The following is a 17,586-nucleotide window of genomic DNA, read 5'->3' as shown; positions in this document are numbered from 1 at the left end:
GAGTCCTGCTCCTGGCGATAGCCGTGGGCGTGCTTCTGTACGTCGTGACCGGGGACCTGCTCAACACGTTCTCGGCCATACTGGTGGTGTACGGACTGTACATGGCGGTCATGAGCTTCGCCAAGAAGGGCGGAGAGGACAACTTCGGACCCTCGGCGTCCGACGCCGCCATGGCGGCGGGTGCCGTTCTCGCGGGAATAGGACTCGCGGGGTTCGCATACAGCTTCACGGAGAACGTACTCGTCACGGTGGCGGTGCTGATCATCGTCCTGGCCGTGGTGGGAATCACGATGGCGATCAAGAACAGGAACGCGTGATAGAATGACATTGGATGAGACGGTCAAAGGTGAGATGAAGAGCGAGATGTCCCTCGTCGAGAGGATAGCGCTCTACATCCCGATTTACAAAGGCTACAAGGAGAAGAACCTCCGCAGGGAGGAGGACAGGGCGGTCAGGGGGGAGCTCTCCCGCGCCATCCAGGGGACCAAGGCGGACCTGGCCACGATCCAGAGGGAGCTGGTCTCCCAGCCCGAACTGATGATGGACCTGGAGAGGATCAGGACAAAGGTCGACAGGTACGACATCAGCGTGAAGAAGGCGGTCAACGGGTACTCCGGATTCCACACAGCCGTGAAGATCCTCGAGGACGACCTGGACGCCCTCGTGAAATGGGACGCCAAGCTGATCGAGGACATCAAGCTGCTCAGGGAGGCGGCATCCGACCTCCTCGACAGCGTGGACCGCGGAATGGAGGTCAAGGCCGAGATCCGCAACCTCGAGAGGGGAGTTGACTCCATGATGGAGGACTACAACCAGAGGGAGACGATCATGAAGGGATTCGGCGGGGAGCCGGCGGAGGAGTGATTGAATGGCAGGAAAGACCAACGTCGTGACCTGGGACAGCCAGGGGCCCGACGACATAATATACGCATGCGAGCACGACGACCTCAGGACCCTCACCTCCGTGACCGTCCCCGAGCACGCCGTCGCGATATTCGCCAGGGACGGACAGCTCACCGGCGTCCTGGAGCCTGGAAGGCACCTGATCACCAGCAGCAACATCCCCTGGCTGACCAAGCTGTACAACCTCGCCCTGGGCTACAAGGAGACCCCGTTCAAGGTGCAGATCATCTTCGTCTCTCTGAAGATGTTCAACGGCAGGTGGGGCATCCGCGGCATGATCAAGGCCGCGCAGGGATACGAGGTGCCGATCACCCTGATGGCCAACGGCGACTTCCAGTTCAGGATAACCGATGTGCCCGTGTTCTACACGCAGGTGCTCGGTGGACTCCAGAACTACACCACCGGTGATGTGAACGAGTTCATGAGGGGCTTCATCAACGAGCAGATAACCCAGCAGCTGACCAAGCAGTACTACATGGACGTCCTCAACAACCTCGAGAAGGCCTCCACGACCACCAAGGTCCTGGTGGAGCAGTACTTCGTCCAGAGGGGAATCGAGCTCCTCTCCCTGAAAATCAACGAGGTCAGGACGACGGAAGAGGACCAGCAGAAGGTCTTCGAGTACCTCCAGTTCAGCAGCGCCAACGGAGAGGCGTTCAGGAGGTACGAGATCATGGAGAGCATGGCCAACGCCATCGGCACCTCTGACGGGGGCGCCGCCATGGGTACGGGCATGCTCCTGTTCCCGCAGATGTACCAGCAGCTCCAGCAGCAGCCGATCCAGGGCGTGCAGGGAGCCCCCCAGGGACAGCAGGGGCCCACCACGATGTGCCCGTACTGCGGCAGCCCGAACCCCTATCCGTACAAGTTCTGCAACAACTGCGGAAAGCCGTCGCCCCAGATGCAGATGCAGCAGGGTCAGCCCCAGCAGGCCCCCGCGCAGCCGGTTCAGAGCCAGGCCGTCCCGGCACAGGAACCCCCCAAGTTCAAGAACTGCCCGTACTGCGGCCAGAACATCAGCGGTCTTCCGAAGACCCCCAAGTTCTGTCCGTACTGCTCCGAGCAGCTGTACTGAACCAAACCGCCCCGGGAGACCGGGGCATCTTCCCTTTCTCCCAACCGACCGTTGATTTTCATTCACCTATGATGCAATGTCATCAAGGATGAGTCAATGATATCGTTGACATATATGCTCTTAATAATTGTTTAAGTTTCAACAATTTAATAGTGTCTGAAAGTCACATCACCAACGAAGGTGTAATGACGATTCACTTCCGGGATGAAGAAGATGATCGATTGGCATCGGACCCGGTCAGCCGACTCATCCCTCCAGGATCTCCCTGGCCCTGGCGTACTTCCTGCGCCAGTGCTCCCTCTTCTTCTCGGACACATCGGCTAGCGCGTTGCGGGACTCGTTGGAGTTGTGGGCGACATCAGCGAGCTTCACGGTCCTGGCGATAGGATTCCCCTTCAGTGCCGTCACGTACTCCTCGTAGTCCACATCCTTGTCATGCGTCATCAGACGGACAGCCTCGATGACCTCTTCCGGGAACTCCCCTGCGAGATCGTCCAGCGTCACATCGGTGTCCTCCACCACGTCGTGGAGAAGCGCCACACATGTGGAGTACTCGTCGGTCATGTTCTCCGCCACGGTGAACGGATGGAATATGTACGGCATCCCGCAGACGTCGTACTGTCCGTGGTGAGCATCGTATGCGATGCGGGCTGCCTTGACTGTCAGAGGGGTGTATATCATAGACAGGGGATGGCACACGGTCGGATATCTACCCATTGGATGCCGTCCGTCCGCACATGGTCCCGATCACGACCCCGCGGCCATCCTGCCGACGATGCAGACCATTTCGGAAGCGGTTGCGGAGTAGGCGTCCGCACCGATCCTGTCGCACCACTCCTGACTGCATGGGGCCCCGCCGACTATGGTCCTGCACCTGCAGCCGGAAGACTTCAGCTCTCTGACCAGGTCCTTCTGGGAGATCAGGGTCGTGGTCATGAGGGACGACACCCCGATGATGGATGCGTGGTTCACCATCGCCTCGTCGATGAAGTCGTCAGGCGTAACATCGCACCCGAGGTCGATCACGGTGTATCCCGCTCCCCTCAGCATGGCGCAGCACAGGTTCTTCCCGATTATGTGGATGTCCCCCTTGACGGTACCCATTATGACTGTCCCTCTCATCGGCTTGCTCTGGATCGGCCCTGTCTTCCTGATGACCGCCTCCGCCGCACGCGAGACCGCCACTATCCTCGGCAGGAGGACCTCCCCTCTGGAGAAACCGCCGCCTACCTCCAGGACGACCTCGTCCACGACCTCCAGGACCGCTTCGGCGCTGACCCCTCTGTTCATAGCATCGACGGCGGCCTGGACGGCGATGTCGTCCTTGCCTTCGAGAACGGCATCGGCAATACGGCTCAAAATCGATTCCAAACGCATCTGGCTCACTCCGGACGGATAAAAATGGTTTGGAAGTTGTTTGAAAATGGTTTAGGAGATGTCTGCCTAGTCATGTCAGTCTGTGTGTACCTCGTCATCCTCTGATCCTAATCGATTCCTCCACCGGCATTATGAAGATCCTTCCGTCTCCGGGGTGGCCTGTGTCCGCTGCACCCTTGACAGCCGATACGACGACGTCCGCCTGGGCGTCGTCCTCGACGACCACCTCCACCTTGACCTTCTCGATCTCATCCACCACGAACTCGCCCACCCTGTTGGTGAACACCAGTCCGCGCTGCTCTCCACGCCCGGTGACGTGGGTTATGGTCATCCCGCTGATGCCCGCATCCCTGAGAGCGTCCTTGACGCTCTGGAGACACTCGGGCCTGATTATCGCCATGATCATCTTCATGCGAACCGCCTCACATCAGATAGGAGGACTCCCCGTGCTCCACGATGTCCGATCCAACCATCTGCTCGGACTCGCTGAGCGAGGCTCCCTTCTTCTCCCCCACGCTCTTCATCACGTAGTCGATGACCTTCATGAGTACGAATGACACGACGAAGCAGTAGACCAGGGTGACCAGCACGGACACCACCTGACCGGCCAGGAGGTCCACCTGACCGGCGATGAGGCCGCCGTTCCCCTCCCAGCTGAGACTGGCGACGGAGAACACTCCGACGGAGATCGCACCCCATATGCCTCCGATCCCGTGGACGCCCATGACGTCCAGGGCATCGTCGATGTCCTTCCTCTTGCGCATGAATATTATGCCGAAGTAGCAGACCACTGCGGCAACGGCACCTATGACGGTTGCCGCCCATGGCTCCACGAACCCGCAGCCGGGCGTGATGCCGACCAGTCCTGCGAGGACGCCTGCACAGAGACCCGTCACGCTGACGCGACCCACGTGGATGTACTGGACGATGATCCAGACCACTGTGGACACGCAGGAGGCGACGAAGGTGTTCTCCATCGCCAGGATGGTGATCTCGTCGAAGCTTCCCTCCGAACCGCAGTTGAATCCGAACCATCCGACCCACAGCAGGGCGCATCCGATGAACATGATCGGGACGTTGTGGCTCCTGCCCTTGTCGGTGCGGGAGCTCCTGCGTCCGATCGCCAGTGCCGCGGCGACTCCGGAGATTCCCGAGCATATGTGGACGACGGTACCTCCGGCGAAGTCCTGGACGGGGAGGCCCAGTGACGTGAGTCCGGCGCTGAGGAATCCCCCGCCCCACACCATGTGCGCCATGGGTGCGTAGACCAGGATGGACCACAGTGCCAGGAACACAAGTATCGCAGGGTATCTGACCCTCTCCGCGGTGGCTCCGAACACGATGCAGGACGTCACGATTGCGAACGTTCCCTGGAACAGCATGAACTGGACCCAGGGCATCGTCCCGTTGCCGGAGTCGTACGGGGTGTCAGCCCCGAACAGGTAGTCCAAACTTCCGATGAACCCGTTGCCGGAATCGCCGAAAGCCAGGGAGTATCCGATTGCCCACCAGATCACACCGACGACCGCCATGACCCCGATGCACTGGGCCATCATGGAAGTCATGCTCTGCTTCCTCAGCATGCCGCCGTAGAAGAGGGCGATTCCGGGGGCCATCATGAACACCAGCATCGTGCACAGGAACATGAACACGGAGGATGTGGTGTCGACGGTACCTCCTTCGAAATCTGCGGATACCTCGGGTATGATGAACACGGTCACGGAGACCAATGCCAACATCCCGAGGATCGCCGCCTTCAATAGCCTCAATTGATTTCCTCCTTGATGAATGTCTATTGTGTTTTAGACAAAATAGACAAATGTCTAATCATTTTTCAATCTTACCTGTAAAGTGAATAATAATATCTAATAATTATACTCAATTGTTCATCAAAACTGATTGACATGGGACGTACGTCTCGGGATTGTCCCGTTCGCTGGACATATGCGCACCGAGACGATCCTGCTGGACCTCCGCACGGCCTGTAGAAAGAACCTTTTAGAAACAGGCCCATGACCTGAACATGGCCGGCAAGAAACGTCTCAGAATGAGAGGTGTCAAGCACTCGTCCAAAAGACTGGAGGACGATCTGCTAGACCGCGCGAGGACTCTCGCGGACAACCCGGGGCTCCTGAGGCCCCAGTGTGCGGGCAACTGCAGGAAATGCGTCTTCGACAAGACGTTCAAGAACATCGATTCTCTCCAGAAGATCCGCAACAGCAAGGACGCTCTCATCAAGGAGGCGTCCAGACTCGGTGGCGACGACATCGTCAGGGCCTATGCCGGAACCATATCCCTGGCCGCCGAAGGGGCCATCCCTCTGCTCGCCAGCGGTACACTCGGAGGAGAGAAGATCTCCTACGCCGTGCGCGGAACCGTGGCGGCGCCTTACCTGATCGGCTGCCAGTACTACGACGATCCCCGCAAGAGACTCCTCCTCTACAACGGAGTCGTGAAGAAGAACAAGCTCCACCTGTACTCGTTCGGCGATGACCTGGTGTGCTCCGACACCCCCAACATGCCGGAGGACTACCTCTACGACACGTTCTGGGAGACCCCGTACGAGTTCCCCGACGACGGCCTGGTCTGCGGTCACGAGACATCCGCGATGATAGAGATCAGGATAAAATCGCTGAACGAGACTATCAGGATCTGCGACGGATGCGCCAAGGACGTGTCCACACTCATGTATATCGTGTCCAGGCTCGCCGCCGTCGACCCGCTGGATGACATCTCCGTCAGCGTCAGGCACAAGTACCACGCCGTGGGGGAGAGCGATGTGGAGCCCATCGAGGGCGACAGGTTGAAGGAGTACATGGTCGGGAAGGTCACCGACGCAGCCCTTCTGGCCTCGGTCAAGAGGGCCAGGATGGGGAGCCTCAAGGGAGGCTCCACTGCCACGTACATCATAGGCACCAAGAACTACGGCTCCTCCCTGGACGAGTTCATAGCAGATCTGACCGGTGAGGAGAGGGAGAAGGCCTCCCTGAAGAAGTTCCTGTCCGAGAACAACAGGGCCCTGATCCTCAAGACCAACAAGTTGTCCGAGGCGTACGGATCCCTCTGGGAGCTGGACTGGAAGGAGCTCATAGCGGCGCACACCGACATGAGGACCGCGGAAGCCATGGGCGACGTGTCCAAGAGTCAGCCGATGACCGTTCTGGCGAATGCGTACAACGTGTTCGTGTCTGCCGATGTGGTGGCCTCGCTCCCGGAGTTCAAGAAGCCCGGGCCGATCACGACCATCGCCGACAAGCTCGCAAAGGCTTCCAAGGTCGGAGGCGGCAGGATGGTCCTGGAGACCATATCGAAGACCCCTCTGAAGGACAGTAAGTCCCGCGTCGTGGCCGCAGCGTTCTCGATCGCCGCCGGCGAGGATGCTCCCGTGAAGCTGTCCGCCGACGAGCTGGACTTCGCCCAGTACCTGGTGCCGTTCGTGAAGAACGTGGTCGACGCTCAGGGCGATAAGTACAGGGACGAGATGAACACGCTTCTCACTGCGAGCTCCGCGAACGAGAAGGTGTGATCCTCACATCCGCCACATAATGGGACACCGCGGGGGCGAAGGACTTCACCTCGCGGATCCCCAAAACCTCATAACCCCCTTCCCCGCAGTTCTCACCGAATATGGACTCGATGCGCTCGCGGTACTCGCTGACATAGAAGGTGTCGTGATAGTGTATTATGCCACCGGGCCTGATCATCCTCAGCGCCGCTGGAAGGAAGTCCGCCGTCGTCTGCACATATCCCATCAGGATTCTGTCGGCGAACCCTTTTCCGAGGAGGTCCCTGTTGTCCCCCAGGATCGGGATGACCACGTCGGAGACCTCGTTGTCACGAATGTTGCGGACCAGGAACCTGTAGGAGTCAGGGTTCTTCTCGCATGCGAATACCCTCCTGGCACCGGAGAATTTGGCCAGTGGCAGGGTGAAGTACCCTATGCCCGCGAACATGTCGACCACGGTCTCGCCCCTGCAGTCCAATCTCCTCATGCGCATGCGCTCATCCGTGTTGCCCGATGCGTACATCACCTTGGTCACATCGAAACCGTACCTTATCCCGTTCTCCAGACGAACGGACTCGGTGTCCGTCCCATATAGAACCTCCATGCTGGGCTGGCGGAACTCGCCGGACACCCCGCGGACATCGGCGCAGACGGTCTTCGCCCCCAGGACCCTGGCATAGGTCTCGCCTATGAGGGGGCCGTACGGGCGGCAGCGTGGGTCCATCTTCAGGATGACGATGTCACCGACGAACTCCCAGCGTTCCGGGAGCATCTCCAGCAGATCCGGATGGTCGGACAGAGCCTCACGTATGCGTTCCTGCGGACTCCTGCGGTCCAGTGTGTGGGCATCCCCGTCTACCGTCTCGTAGCCCTCCTCGACGACCTCGCCGATGTGTTCCGGCAGGATCGGGACGTAACGGTAGCATTCATCCTTCGAGATCTTGGCATGCAGGTCCACCCATCCGCGGTCCATCAGCTCCCTGATCCTGGGTCCCGCACCCTCCGAGGGGATCTTTGCGAAGGTCACCCGCTTCATACGAGACACCTCAGCACGAGCGGCACGGCCGAGAGGGCCGCCGATGGATGTGCCAGGAGTCCCCTGACAACAGCGGATGGATGATCTATGTCGATGTCGTCCAGCACGGAGCGGACGTCGTCACGGGACGCGAACCTGCCCGCGGCGGTGAGATCCTCATCGGACATGCGGACGAACATGCGTCTGAGAGTGTATCCCCTGCGGAGCTCTGAGCCGAAGTCCCGGTCGCAACGCCTCTCGTACTCGGACAGACTGCCGGCCGACAGATCGCCATCGGAGAGGGCCCTCCCCGCAACATCCGCCAGTATGCCCGCGGCTGTCAGTCCAGGGTAGAGGCCTCCGCCTGAGACCGGCTTCACCTGGCTGGCGGCGTCCCCGACCAGCATCGTCCTGTCCCCGACGATCCGTCCGCGACCATGAAGGGGGATCTTGCCGCTGTGCATGCCGACCACCCTTTCCTCCGCTCCAAGGTCCTCGAGAAGTCTTCTGAGATACTGCATGGGCGGGCCCGCCTCCCATGATGCGCAGAGGCCGACACGTGTGAAGTCGCCGCATGGGATCTCCCATGTGAAGAAGCCGGGAGCGTATCTGCTCCCCAGATGGATCCTGAACAGGTCGTCGTGGTCCGGCCTCCAGGCCACATCCGCCTGGATGCCGCGGAGGTACTCACGGGGACCACTGCCGGGTATGCCCGCGGAGACACTGGATGTGTGACCGTCCGCACCCACGACCAGGGCCGCCTCGATCCCTCCAGCCGTGGTGTCGACGGAGACACGGTCGGAGACCCTGCTGGACAGGAACCTTGTGCCGAACATGTACTCGGCGCCGGCCGCCATGGCGGCGTCTGCCATCTTGGAGTCGAGGTCCGCACGGTCCACCGCGCGGGCCTTGGGACTATCGGAACGCACGGTGAGGGCGGTGCCGTCCGGGAAGACGACCTCCGCCCCGAAAAGCGTGGAAAGGATGTCCGGCCTCACGCCGGACAGTTCGATGACGTCGTCGGTTATCAGGCCCGCACACTGCATCGGGACTCCGGAGCGGGGGTGCTCCTCGAGCACGACCACGTCCGCGTCCCGTGCAAGCAGGGCCGCCGAGCGGCTTCCGGCTGGACCGCCGCCGACGACCACGACGTCACGCATCTGCTCAGCTCTTCTTGGACTTCTCGTAGTCCGCGATGAACTTCGCGACTCCCTCGTCCGTCTTGGGGTGCTTGATCATCAGCTTGAGGGTGTCGTAGGGTATGGTGGCGATGTCGGCTCCGATGAGCGCGGCGTCCAACACGTGCGCGGGGCCGCGGATGGATGCCGCGATGATCTCCGTGTCGTACCCGTAGTTGTCGAATATGGTCCTTATCTGGGAGACGAGGTCGATTCCGTGCTCTCCGATGTCGTCCAGACGTCCGACGAAGGGGGACACGAAGGCCGCTCCGGCCTTGGCGGCGAGCAGGGCCTGCAGCGGGGAGAAGATCAGGGTGACGTTGACCTTGATGCCCTCCGAGGACAGGATCTTCGTGGCCTTCAGCGTCTCGATGCACATGGGGAGCTTGACGTTGATGTTGGGGTGGATGGAGGCGAGCTCGCGTCCCTCCCTGACCATCTCGTCGCAGGTGGTTGACATGGCCTCGGCGGAGATGGGCCCGTCGACGACCTCGGCGATCTCCCTGACGCGGGTCCTGACGTCGACGCCCTCTTTGGCGATGAGGCTGGGGTTGGTGGTGACCCCGTCAAGGATCCCCCAGCTGTTGATGTCCTTGATCATGTCAAGGTTCGCAGTGTCTATGAATATCTTCATCTCAGCTCCTCCTCGATATCGTTTTCCTGGCCGCCTCGGCGATGTGCGCGGCCGTGAGCCCGTACTTCTCCATGAGCTCTGCCGGCTTCCCCGACTCCCCAAAGGTGTCGCGGGTGCCGACCCTCTCCAGCGGGGCGACGACGCTCTCGGAGAGAGCCTCCGCGACCGCGGAACCGAGACCGCCGATGATGCTGTGCTCCTCGGCGGTGACGCAGCAGCCCGTCTTGGATACGGACGCCACGAGCGTCTCCGTGTCCAGGGGCTTGATAGTTGACATGTTGATGACCTCGGCCTCGATGCCCTCCTTCGAAAGCTCCTCGGCCGCGTCCAGGCAGAACGAGACCATCTGGCCGCATCCGACGAGGGTGACGTCGCCGCCCTCCCTCATGACCGTGGCCTTGCCGATGGTGAACGGAGCGCCCTCCTCCGTGATGGTCGGGAACTCCGCACGGCCCATCCTCATGTAGACGGGACCGTCGTAGTCCGCTATGGCCTTCGTGGCGGAGTACGCCTCGTAGGCGTCCGCCGGCGATATGACCGTCATATTGGGGAGCGCGCGCATGACCGCCATGTCCTCCAGGGCCTGGTGTGACGCCCCGTCCTCCCCGACGCTGATCCCGCAGTGGGTTGCGACGACCTTGACGTTGAGTCTCGGATAGGCGACGGCGAGCCTGATCTGCTCCCAGCACCTGCCGGTGGCGAACACCCCGAATGTGGATGCGAATGCCACCTTGCCGGACGCCGCGAGGCCGGCGGCGATGCCGATCATGTTCTGCTCCGCTATCCCGACCTCGACGAACCTCTCGGGGCAGACCTTCTGGAAGTCGGAGGTCTTGGTGGATCCCGCCAGGTCCGCGTCGAGGACGACGACGTTCGGATTCTCCCCCGCGAGTTCGGCGAGGGCCTTGCCGTAGTAGTTGCGCTGTGCGAGCTTCTCGCTCATTCGGACTCCCCCTTCAGTTCGGACATGGCCTGCTCGTACTCATTCTGGTTGCAGGCCTTGCCGTGGAAGCCGACGTTGTTCTCCATGAACGACACGCCCTTCCCCTTGATCGTGTTCATGATGATGACGGTGGGCCTCCTCTTGGACTCGGCCGCCTTGTCCAGGGCCTCCGAGATCTGCCTGATGTTGTGGCCGTTGATGACTATGACATTCCAGCCGAACGCCCTCCACTTCTCCGGAAGTGGTTCGAGGCTGACGGCGTCCTCTGTGCTGCCTGTGATCTGGAGCCTGTTCCTGTCCACGATGGCGATCAGGTTGCTGAGCCCGTTGTGGCTGGCGAACATCGCCGCCTCCCAGTTCTGGCCGCTCTGCAGCTCCCCGTCCCCGAGGAGACAGTACGTCTTGTACTCCTTGCCGTCCATCCTGCCAGCGAGCGCTATGCCGCATGACATGCTGAGCCCCTGTCCGAGGGACCCGGTGGACATCTCGACGCCTGGGACCTTCCCGCGCACGGGGTGTCCCTGGAGCTTCGAGCCCATCTTCCTGAGGGTCACGAGGTCCTCGACCGGGAAGTACCCGGACTCCGCCAGGGCGGCGTACAGGACCGGAGCGACGTGCCCCTTCGAGAGCACGAACCTGTCCCTGTCCTCCCACTGGGGGTTGCTCGGGTCGTGGTTGAGGTTGCGGAAGTACAGGACGGCCATCAGGTCCGCGGCCGAGAGGGACCCTCCCGGATGCCCGGAGCCTGCCGCGGTGGTCATCTCCACCACATGGATCCTAAGCCTGTTGGCGATCTCCTCGAGCTCGGCCACGCTGATGTCCTTCATGGTCACTCGCTCTCAATCCTGGGTGCCAGGAGGTAGTTGACCCTGGCGTTTCCGTCGGCCAGCGAGAACACGAGCTTGACGGGGTAGTCGTTGTCGAGCTCTACCATGACCGTCGTTCCGGCGGGGATGGCCTTGATGATGTTGGAGAAGTAGTCGAGCGGGAACATGCTGCAGACCTCGGAGTCCGAGTCCACCTCGACGGACGCCCCGTCCAGATGGAGGCTCACTGAGTCGGTGTCCCCCTCGCAGAACATGTCGAAGTACCCGGGGCCGGCCTTGAGCGTGATGTGGTCCGAGATCTTGTCCGCCGCACGGATGCCCTTCTGGAGCTCGTCCACCGGCAGGCTGATCTTGGCGGTGAGGGACAGCTGGGGGACCTTGGGGTCGCTCATTGTTGTCGTGTCGACCAGGTTCATGCGCCTGGTGATGTTGCCGACCTTGAACACGAGCCTGCCGTGGGTGTCGTCCTGCTCCATTCCGATGACGTCGCCGGATGCGGCGAGCTTCAGAACGTCCTTGACCTTGTCGAGGTCGAGGCCTATCTCGCAGTCCTCTGCCTCGTACTTGTCGAACGCGCACTTCTCTACCTCCATCTCGATCATCGCGACATGGGCGGCGTCGACAGCCTTGAGGGTCATCCCCTCTGGCGTGATTGTGAACTTGACTTCGTCGATGAGCGTGGATATGATGTTCACCAGACCCTTCAGGGTGTCGGACTTGAGGTCCGCACTGAACATCAGTACTCCCTCCAGGAGTGGTTGCACTTGCAGCAACGGTAGATCCTGGTCTCAGGCTCATCCGCGGCACGCGTCTGCCTGATGACGAAGAATGCCTCTGTGTGTCCGCACTCCGGACAAAGGATACGCGTCTTGGGAAGGGTGGCGACGTCATCCTCGATGACCCTCATCATCCTGTCCTTTGAATCCGTCACGATGACTTCGGCCTTCTCCCCGATGTCCTTGGTGGCACCGCAGGAGTTGCAGACGTACTTCCCCTCCTTCGGGAACATCATCGATCCGCATGATGGACAAAACATTTTATCAGCCTCTAGCGGGTGGATTGAATGTCCCTATAAAGAGATAGCGCACGTCCGTGTGCGACTAAAATATAAGGGGGAAGACGGGGGATGCCCCCGTCGTTTGACGTCACTTCCTGGACTTCTTCTTGGAAGCGGCCTTGGCGCTGCGCAGGTTGGACTTGACCGCCGCGGCGATCTCCTCCCCCTGGGCCTTTCCGTCGGTGATCGTGGACGAATCGTACCTGAGGACCGTCCATCCCTCTTCCCTCAGCTTGGAGTCGATGGATGTGTCGGCGTCCCCGTCGTCGACGAATACGGCGACCTTGCCCTTCACGAAGGCGACCGGGATGTTGTAAGGTCCGTATCCGCGCCTGCATCTCAGGCCCTTGTTCCATGCCGCTCTGCGGACGACCGCCTCGGGCGAGTAGTCCGTGTACAGGTCCTCGCCGAGGACCTCCTCTCCTGATTCCGTGACAGCCCCGGACTCGACGTCCATCTCTCCGGATGACTGGATCTGCTCGGAACTCTGCTGCGGGGCCTCGGGCTCGACGATCTGCTCGGGCGCCTCTGCGACATTCTCGGAAGGCATCTCGGACTCCTGCATGACAGGCTCCTCGACTGGAGCTTCCTCGGGCTCGTCGATGGCTTCGGTGATTGGCTCCTCGGCGGGCTCGTCCACCTGCGATGCGTCATGGCTCACCATGGACCAGTCGGGCTGGGACTCGGCAGGCTCCTCGGGGACGGCTTCGGGCTCCTCGGAGGCCTCGTCTGCTGTGGAAGCATCGACCGGTTCGCCTGCCTGCTCCTCGACTGGAGCTTCCTCGGACTCGTCAATGGCTTCGGTGATTGGCTCCTCGGCAATGACCTCGGCCTCGGGCTGAATCTCCTGCTCAATGACGGCCTCGGCTACGACGGCCTCCTGGATCGGTGCATCCTCTGCTGCCTCTTCGGCATCGTCCGGATACGCGGCCTCTGGCTCGTCGATGACGGGCTCGGACTCCTCCTGGACGACCGGTTCCTCGGGGACGGTCTCCTCGACTGCCTCCTGTTCGTCGGATACGTCGTCAGCCATGTCCTCGACAGGCTCGTCCACCTGTGATGCGTCATGGCTCACCATGGACCAGTCGGGCTGGGACTCGGCAGGCTCCTCCGTTGTGATTTCCTCGGGCTCCTGCTCGATGACGACGGGCTCCGGGACGGAATCCTCGGGGACGGCTTCGGGCTCCTCGGAGGCCTCGTCCATGACAACGTCCTGGATCGGCTCGGCTACGACGGCCTCCACTGCAGACTCCTCAGACTCGTGTTCCTCTGGCTCTGGGGTATCCTCGATGGGGGCCCCCTCCGGCTCCTCGATTGTTTCAACGATGGGCTCCTCGACAGCGACATCCTCGAGCTGCTCCTCGACGATGACGGGCTGCTCCTCGACGACAGGCTCCGAGACCTCGCGGACAGCGGTCTGCTCGATGACGGGCTCGGACTTCGGCTCCTCCTTGGGGGCCTCCTCCCTCTTGGGTTCCGCGGCCTTGGGCTCCTCCTTGGGAACCTCTCTCGGAGCGTCGTGTTTGACCCTGTTGGCGTTCTCCGAGGACATGAGCTTCTTCATGAAGTCGTTCATGGACTTCGCAGGGGGCTTCTGGCCGTCAGCGCTCTCGGCGGCCTTCTTCTCTCCGACGGGCTCGGACTTCGGCTCCTCCTTGGGGGCCTCCTCCCTCTTGGGTTCCGCGGCCTTGGGCTCCTCCTTCGGAGCCTCCTTGGCCTCGTCCTTGGGGACTTCCGCCGTCTTCGGCTTCTCCTCGGGCTTCTGCCTGTTCGGAAGAGTTACCGGCCTGGGTGCGGGCCTCTGTTTGGGTTTCTCCTCGGCTGCCGGCTCGGACTTGGGCTCCTCCTTGGGGGCCTCCTCCCTCTTGGGTTCCGCGGCCTTGGGCTCCTCCTTCGGAGCCTCCTTGGCCTCGTCCTTGGGGACTTCCGCCGTCTTCGGCTTCTCCTCGGGCCTCTTCTCGGGCTTCTTGGCCTTCTTCGTGGCCTTCGTGTTCTTAGCCTGGGGTTTGCTGGCCTTGTTGGACTGCTTGTCCTCCTTGACTTCCCTGGTCTTGACCGCGGACTCGACCTTCACGAAGCCTGTGACGTATGCGGAGAGGGCGAGCCAGACTCCGAACGCTATGAACGTGATTGCGTGATAAGTGATCTGGGGGCTGCCGGCGAAGTAGAGTACGCCCATCGCGAGATCGACCGCGGCGAGGACGGCGGCCACGTACATGGCACCGTATATGCGCGACACCCAGAGGGCGAGCATGTCGGCGACGATCGCTATGGCGGCGACGATGGACGCCGCCGCGAGAAGCATGCCTGTGCTCTCGCCGACGAACGGAACGGCCAGGAACATTATGCCTGCTATCGCCGTGAGCACACCGCTCATGGTCCTGACGAAGCTGGAACGGTCCATCATCAGGGCCACGGCATAAACGACGGCCATGATCCCGGCCACGGTCACGATGTATAGTGCGATGTCGTTGGCGTCGTCGACCACCTCGCCACCGTTGGCGAGGAGCATCACCGCCGCCACGACGAAGAGCAACGCGGACACTATAGCCACGCCGCTGAATATCCTCTTATCGAGCGCTCCCATGCCCCGCTATAAGGCTGATGGCACATTTAACGGTTATCACGCGCGAGTGCGTGAAACTGGAACGTCTGGCTCATTCGCATCCGCACATGACCCTGGATTAAACGTTCATCCATATCGGAACGCGTTCGTCCGTTGAACCCCCGTTTAGGGATGTCTGGCTATGTTGAACTGACAGTGTCCATTACTGAAGGTTCTCCCCCAAAGTTGATATATGGATTCCCGCTACCCTTTTTACATCCTTATAATACGGGATGCGCATCCTGTATCATCAATCACAGTCAAGGGGGGTTCGCCCCCTTTCACAAAGCCCTCCTCGGAGGCATTACGAAAAGGAGATGAGACGAATGAAAATGAGATTCAAGTTCCTCGGCGGCGCTGACATGGTCGGCCGCATGGGAATGACGATGGAGGGGGACGCATGACCGTCCTGGTGGAGTACGGACTTAGCCCCACTAAACCCCCGGAGTTCCCCATCCCTGCACCGAAGATCGACTACATGTTCCTAACCCACTCCCACCTCGACCACTGCGGCATGGTGCCCCAGGTCGTCGGAAGGGACAGGTGCGACCTGTTCACCACCCCGCTCACCGCTGAGATCTCCGAGCTCATGATGAAAGACACGCTCAAGATCGCCAAGGCGGAGGACTACGTCCAGCCCTACTCGATGGACGACATCGAGAAGACGATGCAGAGCGTGGTCCCCATGACCTACGGGGACGACATAACGATCAACCACGTGGACGTCAGCATGCTCGACGCCGGACACATCCCCGGTGCCGCGATGTTCGAGTTCAGCCGCGACAGCACCACCATCTACTCCGGAGACATCCACACCGAGACCCAGAGGCTCGTCGGCGGAGCCAAGCCCAGGGACTGCACCAACCTCTTCATCGAGGGAACCTACGGTGGACGCAACCACCCTCCGAGAAAGCAGACCGAGGAGGACTTCATCGCGAAGATCGACGAGGTCATCGACCGTGGCGGGACCGTCCTGATCCCCTGCTTCGCAGTCGGAAGGACCCAGGAGATCATGCTCCTGCTGAAGGACCTCGGCTACGAGATGTGGGTCGATGGAATGGGAAGGGCCGTGACCCGCCTGTTCCTGGACTACCCTGAGTACCTCAGGGACGCCAGGCAGCTTAGGAACGCCAAGAAGAGATTCCACGAGGTCAGGAGGCCCGCCAACAGAGACGCCGCGATCAAGGGACAGATCATCGTCACCACCGGCGGAATGCTCGACGGAGGACCGGTCCTCAGGTACCTCAACCAGCTCAGGAACGACCCCAAGAGCGCCATCCTCCTGGTCGGATACCAGGCGGAGGACACCAACGGCAGGATGCTCATGGAGCAGGGCTGCGTCAGCATCGACGGCGAGATCGTCAAGATCGAGTGCGAGCTCCAGAAGTACGACTTCTCCGCCCACGCCGACCACAGCCAGATCGTCGACTTCGTCAAGGGATGCGACCCCGACAACGTCATCATCATGCACTCCGAGAACAGGGAGGCGTTCCTCGACGACCTCAGCGACTACAACGTCATCCTCCCCCAGACCGGCGAGGAGTTCGAGCTGGACGTGTGAACATGGACCTGGGAGCGTTTCTCAAAGCCGATGTCGGGAAGGGCGACGTCACCACACGCCTGACCGTCCCGGACACCGATGGCACCGCATACATCACCTGCGAGGCAGATGCAGTCGTCGCCGGGATCGAGGAGGCCGAGGAGGTCTTCGCCATCGTCGGCGCGGACGCGACATCCATGTACAGGGACGGGGACCGCGTCAAAGCGGGTTCCCGCATCATGTCCGTATCCGGACCGCTGGCCGGCATGATCACCGCCGAGAGGACCGCCCTCAACATACTCATGACGATGAGCGGCGTCGCCACGCTCACCGCCCGTGCGGTCGAGGCCGCCGACGGGAAGCTGATCGTCGCGGCCACCCGCAAGACCGTGCCCGGATTCGGACCGCTCCAGAAGAAGGCGGTGGCGGTCGCCGGAGGGGACCCCCACAGGGCCGACCTGGACTCCATGATCCTCGTGAAGGACAACCACATTCGCGCCTGCGGATCCGTCAAGACGGCGATGGAGAAGGTCGCCAAAGCGTCCTTCTCGCTCAAGGTCGAGGTCGAGGTGGACAACGTCGCAGACGCCGTGACCGCCGCCGAGATGGGCGCGGACATAATCATGGCAGACAACGTCGGCCCCGAGCTCACCGGGGAGATCCGCGACGCCGTGAGGAAGGTCAACGACCGCATCCTGGTCGAGGCCTCCGGCGACATGACCATCGAGAGGATCCCCGAGTACATCGGAAAGGCCGACATCGTCTCGATGGGATGCCTCACCCACTCCGCTCCCGCAATCCAGTTCTCGATGGACATAAACTGATGTGTACCGAGGGCGGGAGCCGTGCGACGGTCCCGCCCTTCGGACAGCCCATTCGGACTGGACGATCCAGCTCCGACTAATTTTAATCCCCATTCCGAGATTA

The 17,586-nt window shown here is 61.3% G+C and carries 17 protein-coding genes and 1 pseudogene; 6 read left to right on the top strand and 12 right to left on the bottom strand.

The window, feature by feature from the left end; genetic code table 11:
• Window positions 1-23 precede the first annotated feature (23 nt).
• Genes JS82_01005 through JS82_00995 form a run of 3 tightly spaced genes read left to right on the top strand, consistent with a single transcriptional unit; the run spans window position 24 to window position 1,978 of the window.
• A complete protein-coding gene (locus JS82_01005) occupies window positions 24-317 on the top strand; it encodes a hypothetical protein (protein ID QHK16791.1) in 294 nt (97 codons plus the stop codon).
• 4 nt (window positions 318-321) lie between these two features.
• Window positions 322-864, top strand: coding sequence for a hypothetical protein (locus JS82_01000; GenBank protein ID QHK16790.1), 543 nt, complete (start codon window positions 322-324; stop codon window positions 862-864).
• Between the two features lie 4 nt (window positions 865-868).
• Complete coding sequence (locus JS82_00995; protein QHK16789.1) at window positions 869-1,978, top strand: SPFH domain-containing protein; 1,110 nt, start codon at window positions 869-871, stop codon at window positions 1,976-1,978.
• 246 nt (window positions 1,979-2,224) lie between these two features.
• Here the strand turns inward: JS82_00995 and JS82_00990 are convergent, their stop codons facing one another.
• From JS82_00990 to amt, 4 genes are all read right to left on the bottom strand, one after another.
• Window positions 2,225-2,659: an HD domain-containing protein gene (locus tag JS82_00990; protein ID QHK16788.1), complete on the bottom strand. Its 435-nt coding sequence runs from the start codon at window positions 2,657-2,659 to the stop codon at window positions 2,225-2,227.
• 66 nt (window positions 2,660-2,725) lie between these two features.
• Window positions 2,726-3,355: a dimethylamine methyltransferase gene (locus JS82_00985; protein ID QHK16787.1), complete on the bottom strand. Its 630-nt coding sequence runs from the start codon at window positions 3,353-3,355 to the stop codon at window positions 2,726-2,728.
• A gap of 94 nt (window positions 3,356-3,449) precedes the next feature.
• A complete protein-coding gene (locus JS82_00980; protein ID QHK16786.1) occupies window positions 3,450-3,767 on the bottom strand; it encodes a P-II family nitrogen regulator in 318 nt (105 codons plus the stop codon).
• Window positions 3,768-3,777: 10 nt separating this feature from the next.
• Window positions 3,778-5,124 (bottom strand): ammonium transporter, encoded by a 1,347-nt coding sequence (gene amt / locus JS82_00975; GenBank protein QHK16785.1) that lies wholly within the window; start codon window positions 5,122-5,124, stop codon window positions 3,778-3,780.
• Between the two features lie 1,288 nt (window positions 5,125-6,412).
• Here amt and JS82_00970 point away from each other — a divergent pair.
• Window positions 6,413-6,688, top strand: a complete 276-nt coding sequence (locus JS82_00970) for a hypothetical protein (protein QHK18348.1) — start codon at window positions 6,413-6,415, stop codon at window positions 6,686-6,688.
• Window positions 6,689-6,849: 161 nt separating this feature from the next.
• On the opposite strand, the gene JS82_00965 is transcribed toward JS82_00970, so the two are convergent.
• The 8 genes from JS82_00965 to JS82_00930 form a co-directional block, all read right to left on the bottom strand.
• Window positions 6,850-7,896 (bottom strand): class I SAM-dependent methyltransferase family protein, encoded by a 1,047-nt coding sequence (locus tag JS82_00965; GenBank protein QHK16784.1) that lies wholly within the window; start codon window positions 7,894-7,896, stop codon window positions 6,850-6,852.
• Complete coding sequence (locus JS82_00960; GenBank protein ID QHK16783.1) at window positions 7,893-9,035, bottom strand: geranylgeranyl reductase family protein; 1,143 nt, start codon at window positions 9,033-9,035, stop codon at window positions 7,893-7,895. The genes JS82_00965 and JS82_00960 overlap by 4 nt, the downstream gene beginning before the upstream one ends.
• A gap of 4 nt (window positions 9,036-9,039) precedes the next feature.
• Complete coding sequence (fsa, locus tag JS82_00955) at window positions 9,040-9,687, bottom strand: fructose-6-phosphate aldolase (protein QHK16782.1); 648 nt, start codon at window positions 9,685-9,687, stop codon at window positions 9,040-9,042.
• 1 nt (window position 9,688) lies between these two features.
• Window positions 9,689-10,630 carry a transketolase family protein gene (locus JS82_00950; protein QHK16781.1) on the bottom strand — a complete coding sequence of 314 codons (942 nt, stop codon included), beginning with the start codon at window positions 10,628-10,630 and terminating at the stop codon, window positions 9,689-9,691.
• Window positions 10,627-11,442, bottom strand: a complete 816-nt coding sequence (locus tag JS82_00945) for a transketolase (protein ID QHK18347.1) — start codon at window positions 11,440-11,442, stop codon at window positions 10,627-10,629. Before JS82_00945 ends, JS82_00950 begins: the two co-directional genes overlap by 4 nt.
• Before the next feature lie 17 nt (window positions 11,443-11,459).
• Complete coding sequence (locus JS82_00940) at window positions 11,460-12,194, bottom strand: DNA polymerase sliding clamp (protein ID QHK16780.1); 735 nt, start codon at window positions 12,192-12,194, stop codon at window positions 11,460-11,462.
• Window positions 12,194-12,493, bottom strand: coding sequence for a transcription factor S (locus JS82_00935; protein QHK16779.1), 300 nt, complete (start codon window positions 12,491-12,493; stop codon window positions 12,194-12,196). Before JS82_00935 ends, JS82_00940 begins: the two co-directional genes overlap by 1 nt.
• A 109-nt stretch (window positions 12,494-12,602) precedes the next feature.
• The gene (locus JS82_00930) at window positions 12,603-15,101 is read right to left on the bottom strand and encodes a hypothetical protein (protein ID QHK16778.1); all 2,499 of its coding nucleotides are present in this window, start codon (window positions 15,099-15,101) and stop codon (window positions 12,603-12,605) included.
• 344 nt (window positions 15,102-15,445) lie between these two features.
• On the opposite strand from JS82_00930, the pseudogene JS82_00925 reads away from it, so the two are divergent.
• Both JS82_00925 and nadC read left to right on the top strand, forming a co-directional pair.
• Window positions 15,446-16,680 (top strand): annotated as a pseudogene (locus JS82_00925) (MBL fold metallo-hydrolase).
• Window positions 16,677-17,483, top strand: a complete 807-nt coding sequence (gene nadC / locus JS82_00920; GenBank protein QHK16777.1) for a carboxylating nicotinate-nucleotide diphosphorylase — start codon at window positions 16,677-16,679, stop codon at window positions 17,481-17,483. The pseudogene JS82_00925 and the gene nadC overlap by 4 nt, the downstream one beginning before the upstream one ends.
• Window positions 17,484-17,586: the final 103 nt, after the last annotated feature.

This window comes from Methanomassiliicoccaceae archaeon DOK (genome assembly GCA_009911715.1).
Taxonomy (GTDB): Archaea; Thermoplasmatota; Thermoplasmata; order Methanomassiliicoccales; family Methanomethylophilaceae; genus Methanoprimaticola.
The sequence above is the reverse complement of the archived record's forward strand: the minus strand, read 5'-3'. Positions and strand labels throughout refer to the sequence as shown.

Excerpts from the sequence above, each read along its gene's own strand:
- JS82_00965 (QHK16784.1), bottom strand. The coding sequence starts at position 7,896 with ATGAAGCGGGTGACCTTCGCAAAGATCCCCTCGGAGGGTGCGGGACCC.
- JS82_00995 (QHK16789.1), top strand. The coding sequence starts at position 869 with ATGGCAGGAAAGACCAACGTCGTGACCTGGGACAGCCAGGGGCCCGAC.
- JS82_01000 (QHK16790.1), top strand. The coding sequence starts at position 322 with ATGACATTGGATGAGACGGTCAAAGGTGAGATGAAGAGCGAGATGTCC.
- JS82_00950 (QHK16781.1), bottom strand. The coding sequence starts at position 10,630 with ATGAGCGAGAAGCTCGCACAGCGCAACTACTACGGCAAGGCCCTCGCC.
- JS82_00930 (QHK16778.1), bottom strand. The coding sequence starts at position 15,101 with ATGGGAGCGCTCGATAAGAGGATATTCAGCGGCGTGGCTATAGTGTCC.
- JS82_00980 (QHK16786.1), bottom strand. The coding sequence starts at position 3,767 with ATGAAGATGATCATGGCGATAATCAGGCCCGAGTGTCTCCAGAGCGTC.
- fsa (QHK16782.1), bottom strand. The coding sequence starts at position 9,687 with ATGAAGATATTCATAGACACTGCGAACCTTGACATGATCAAGGACATC.
- JS82_00935 (QHK16779.1), bottom strand. The coding sequence starts at position 12,493 with ATGTTTTGTCCATCATGCGGATCGATGATGTTCCCGAAGGAGGGGAAG.
- JS82_00960 (QHK16783.1), bottom strand. The coding sequence starts at position 9,035 with ATGCGTGACGTCGTGGTCGTCGGCGGCGGTCCAGCCGGAAGCCGCTCG.
- JS82_00940 (QHK16780.1), bottom strand. The coding sequence starts at position 12,194 with ATGTTCAGTGCGGACCTCAAGTCCGACACCCTGAAGGGTCTGGTGAAC.
- JS82_00990 (QHK16788.1), bottom strand. The coding sequence starts at position 2,659 with ATGATATACACCCCTCTGACAGTCAAGGCAGCCCGCATCGCATACGAT.
- JS82_00985 (QHK16787.1), bottom strand. The coding sequence starts at position 3,355 with ATGCGTTTGGAATCGATTTTGAGCCGTATTGCCGATGCCGTTCTCGAA.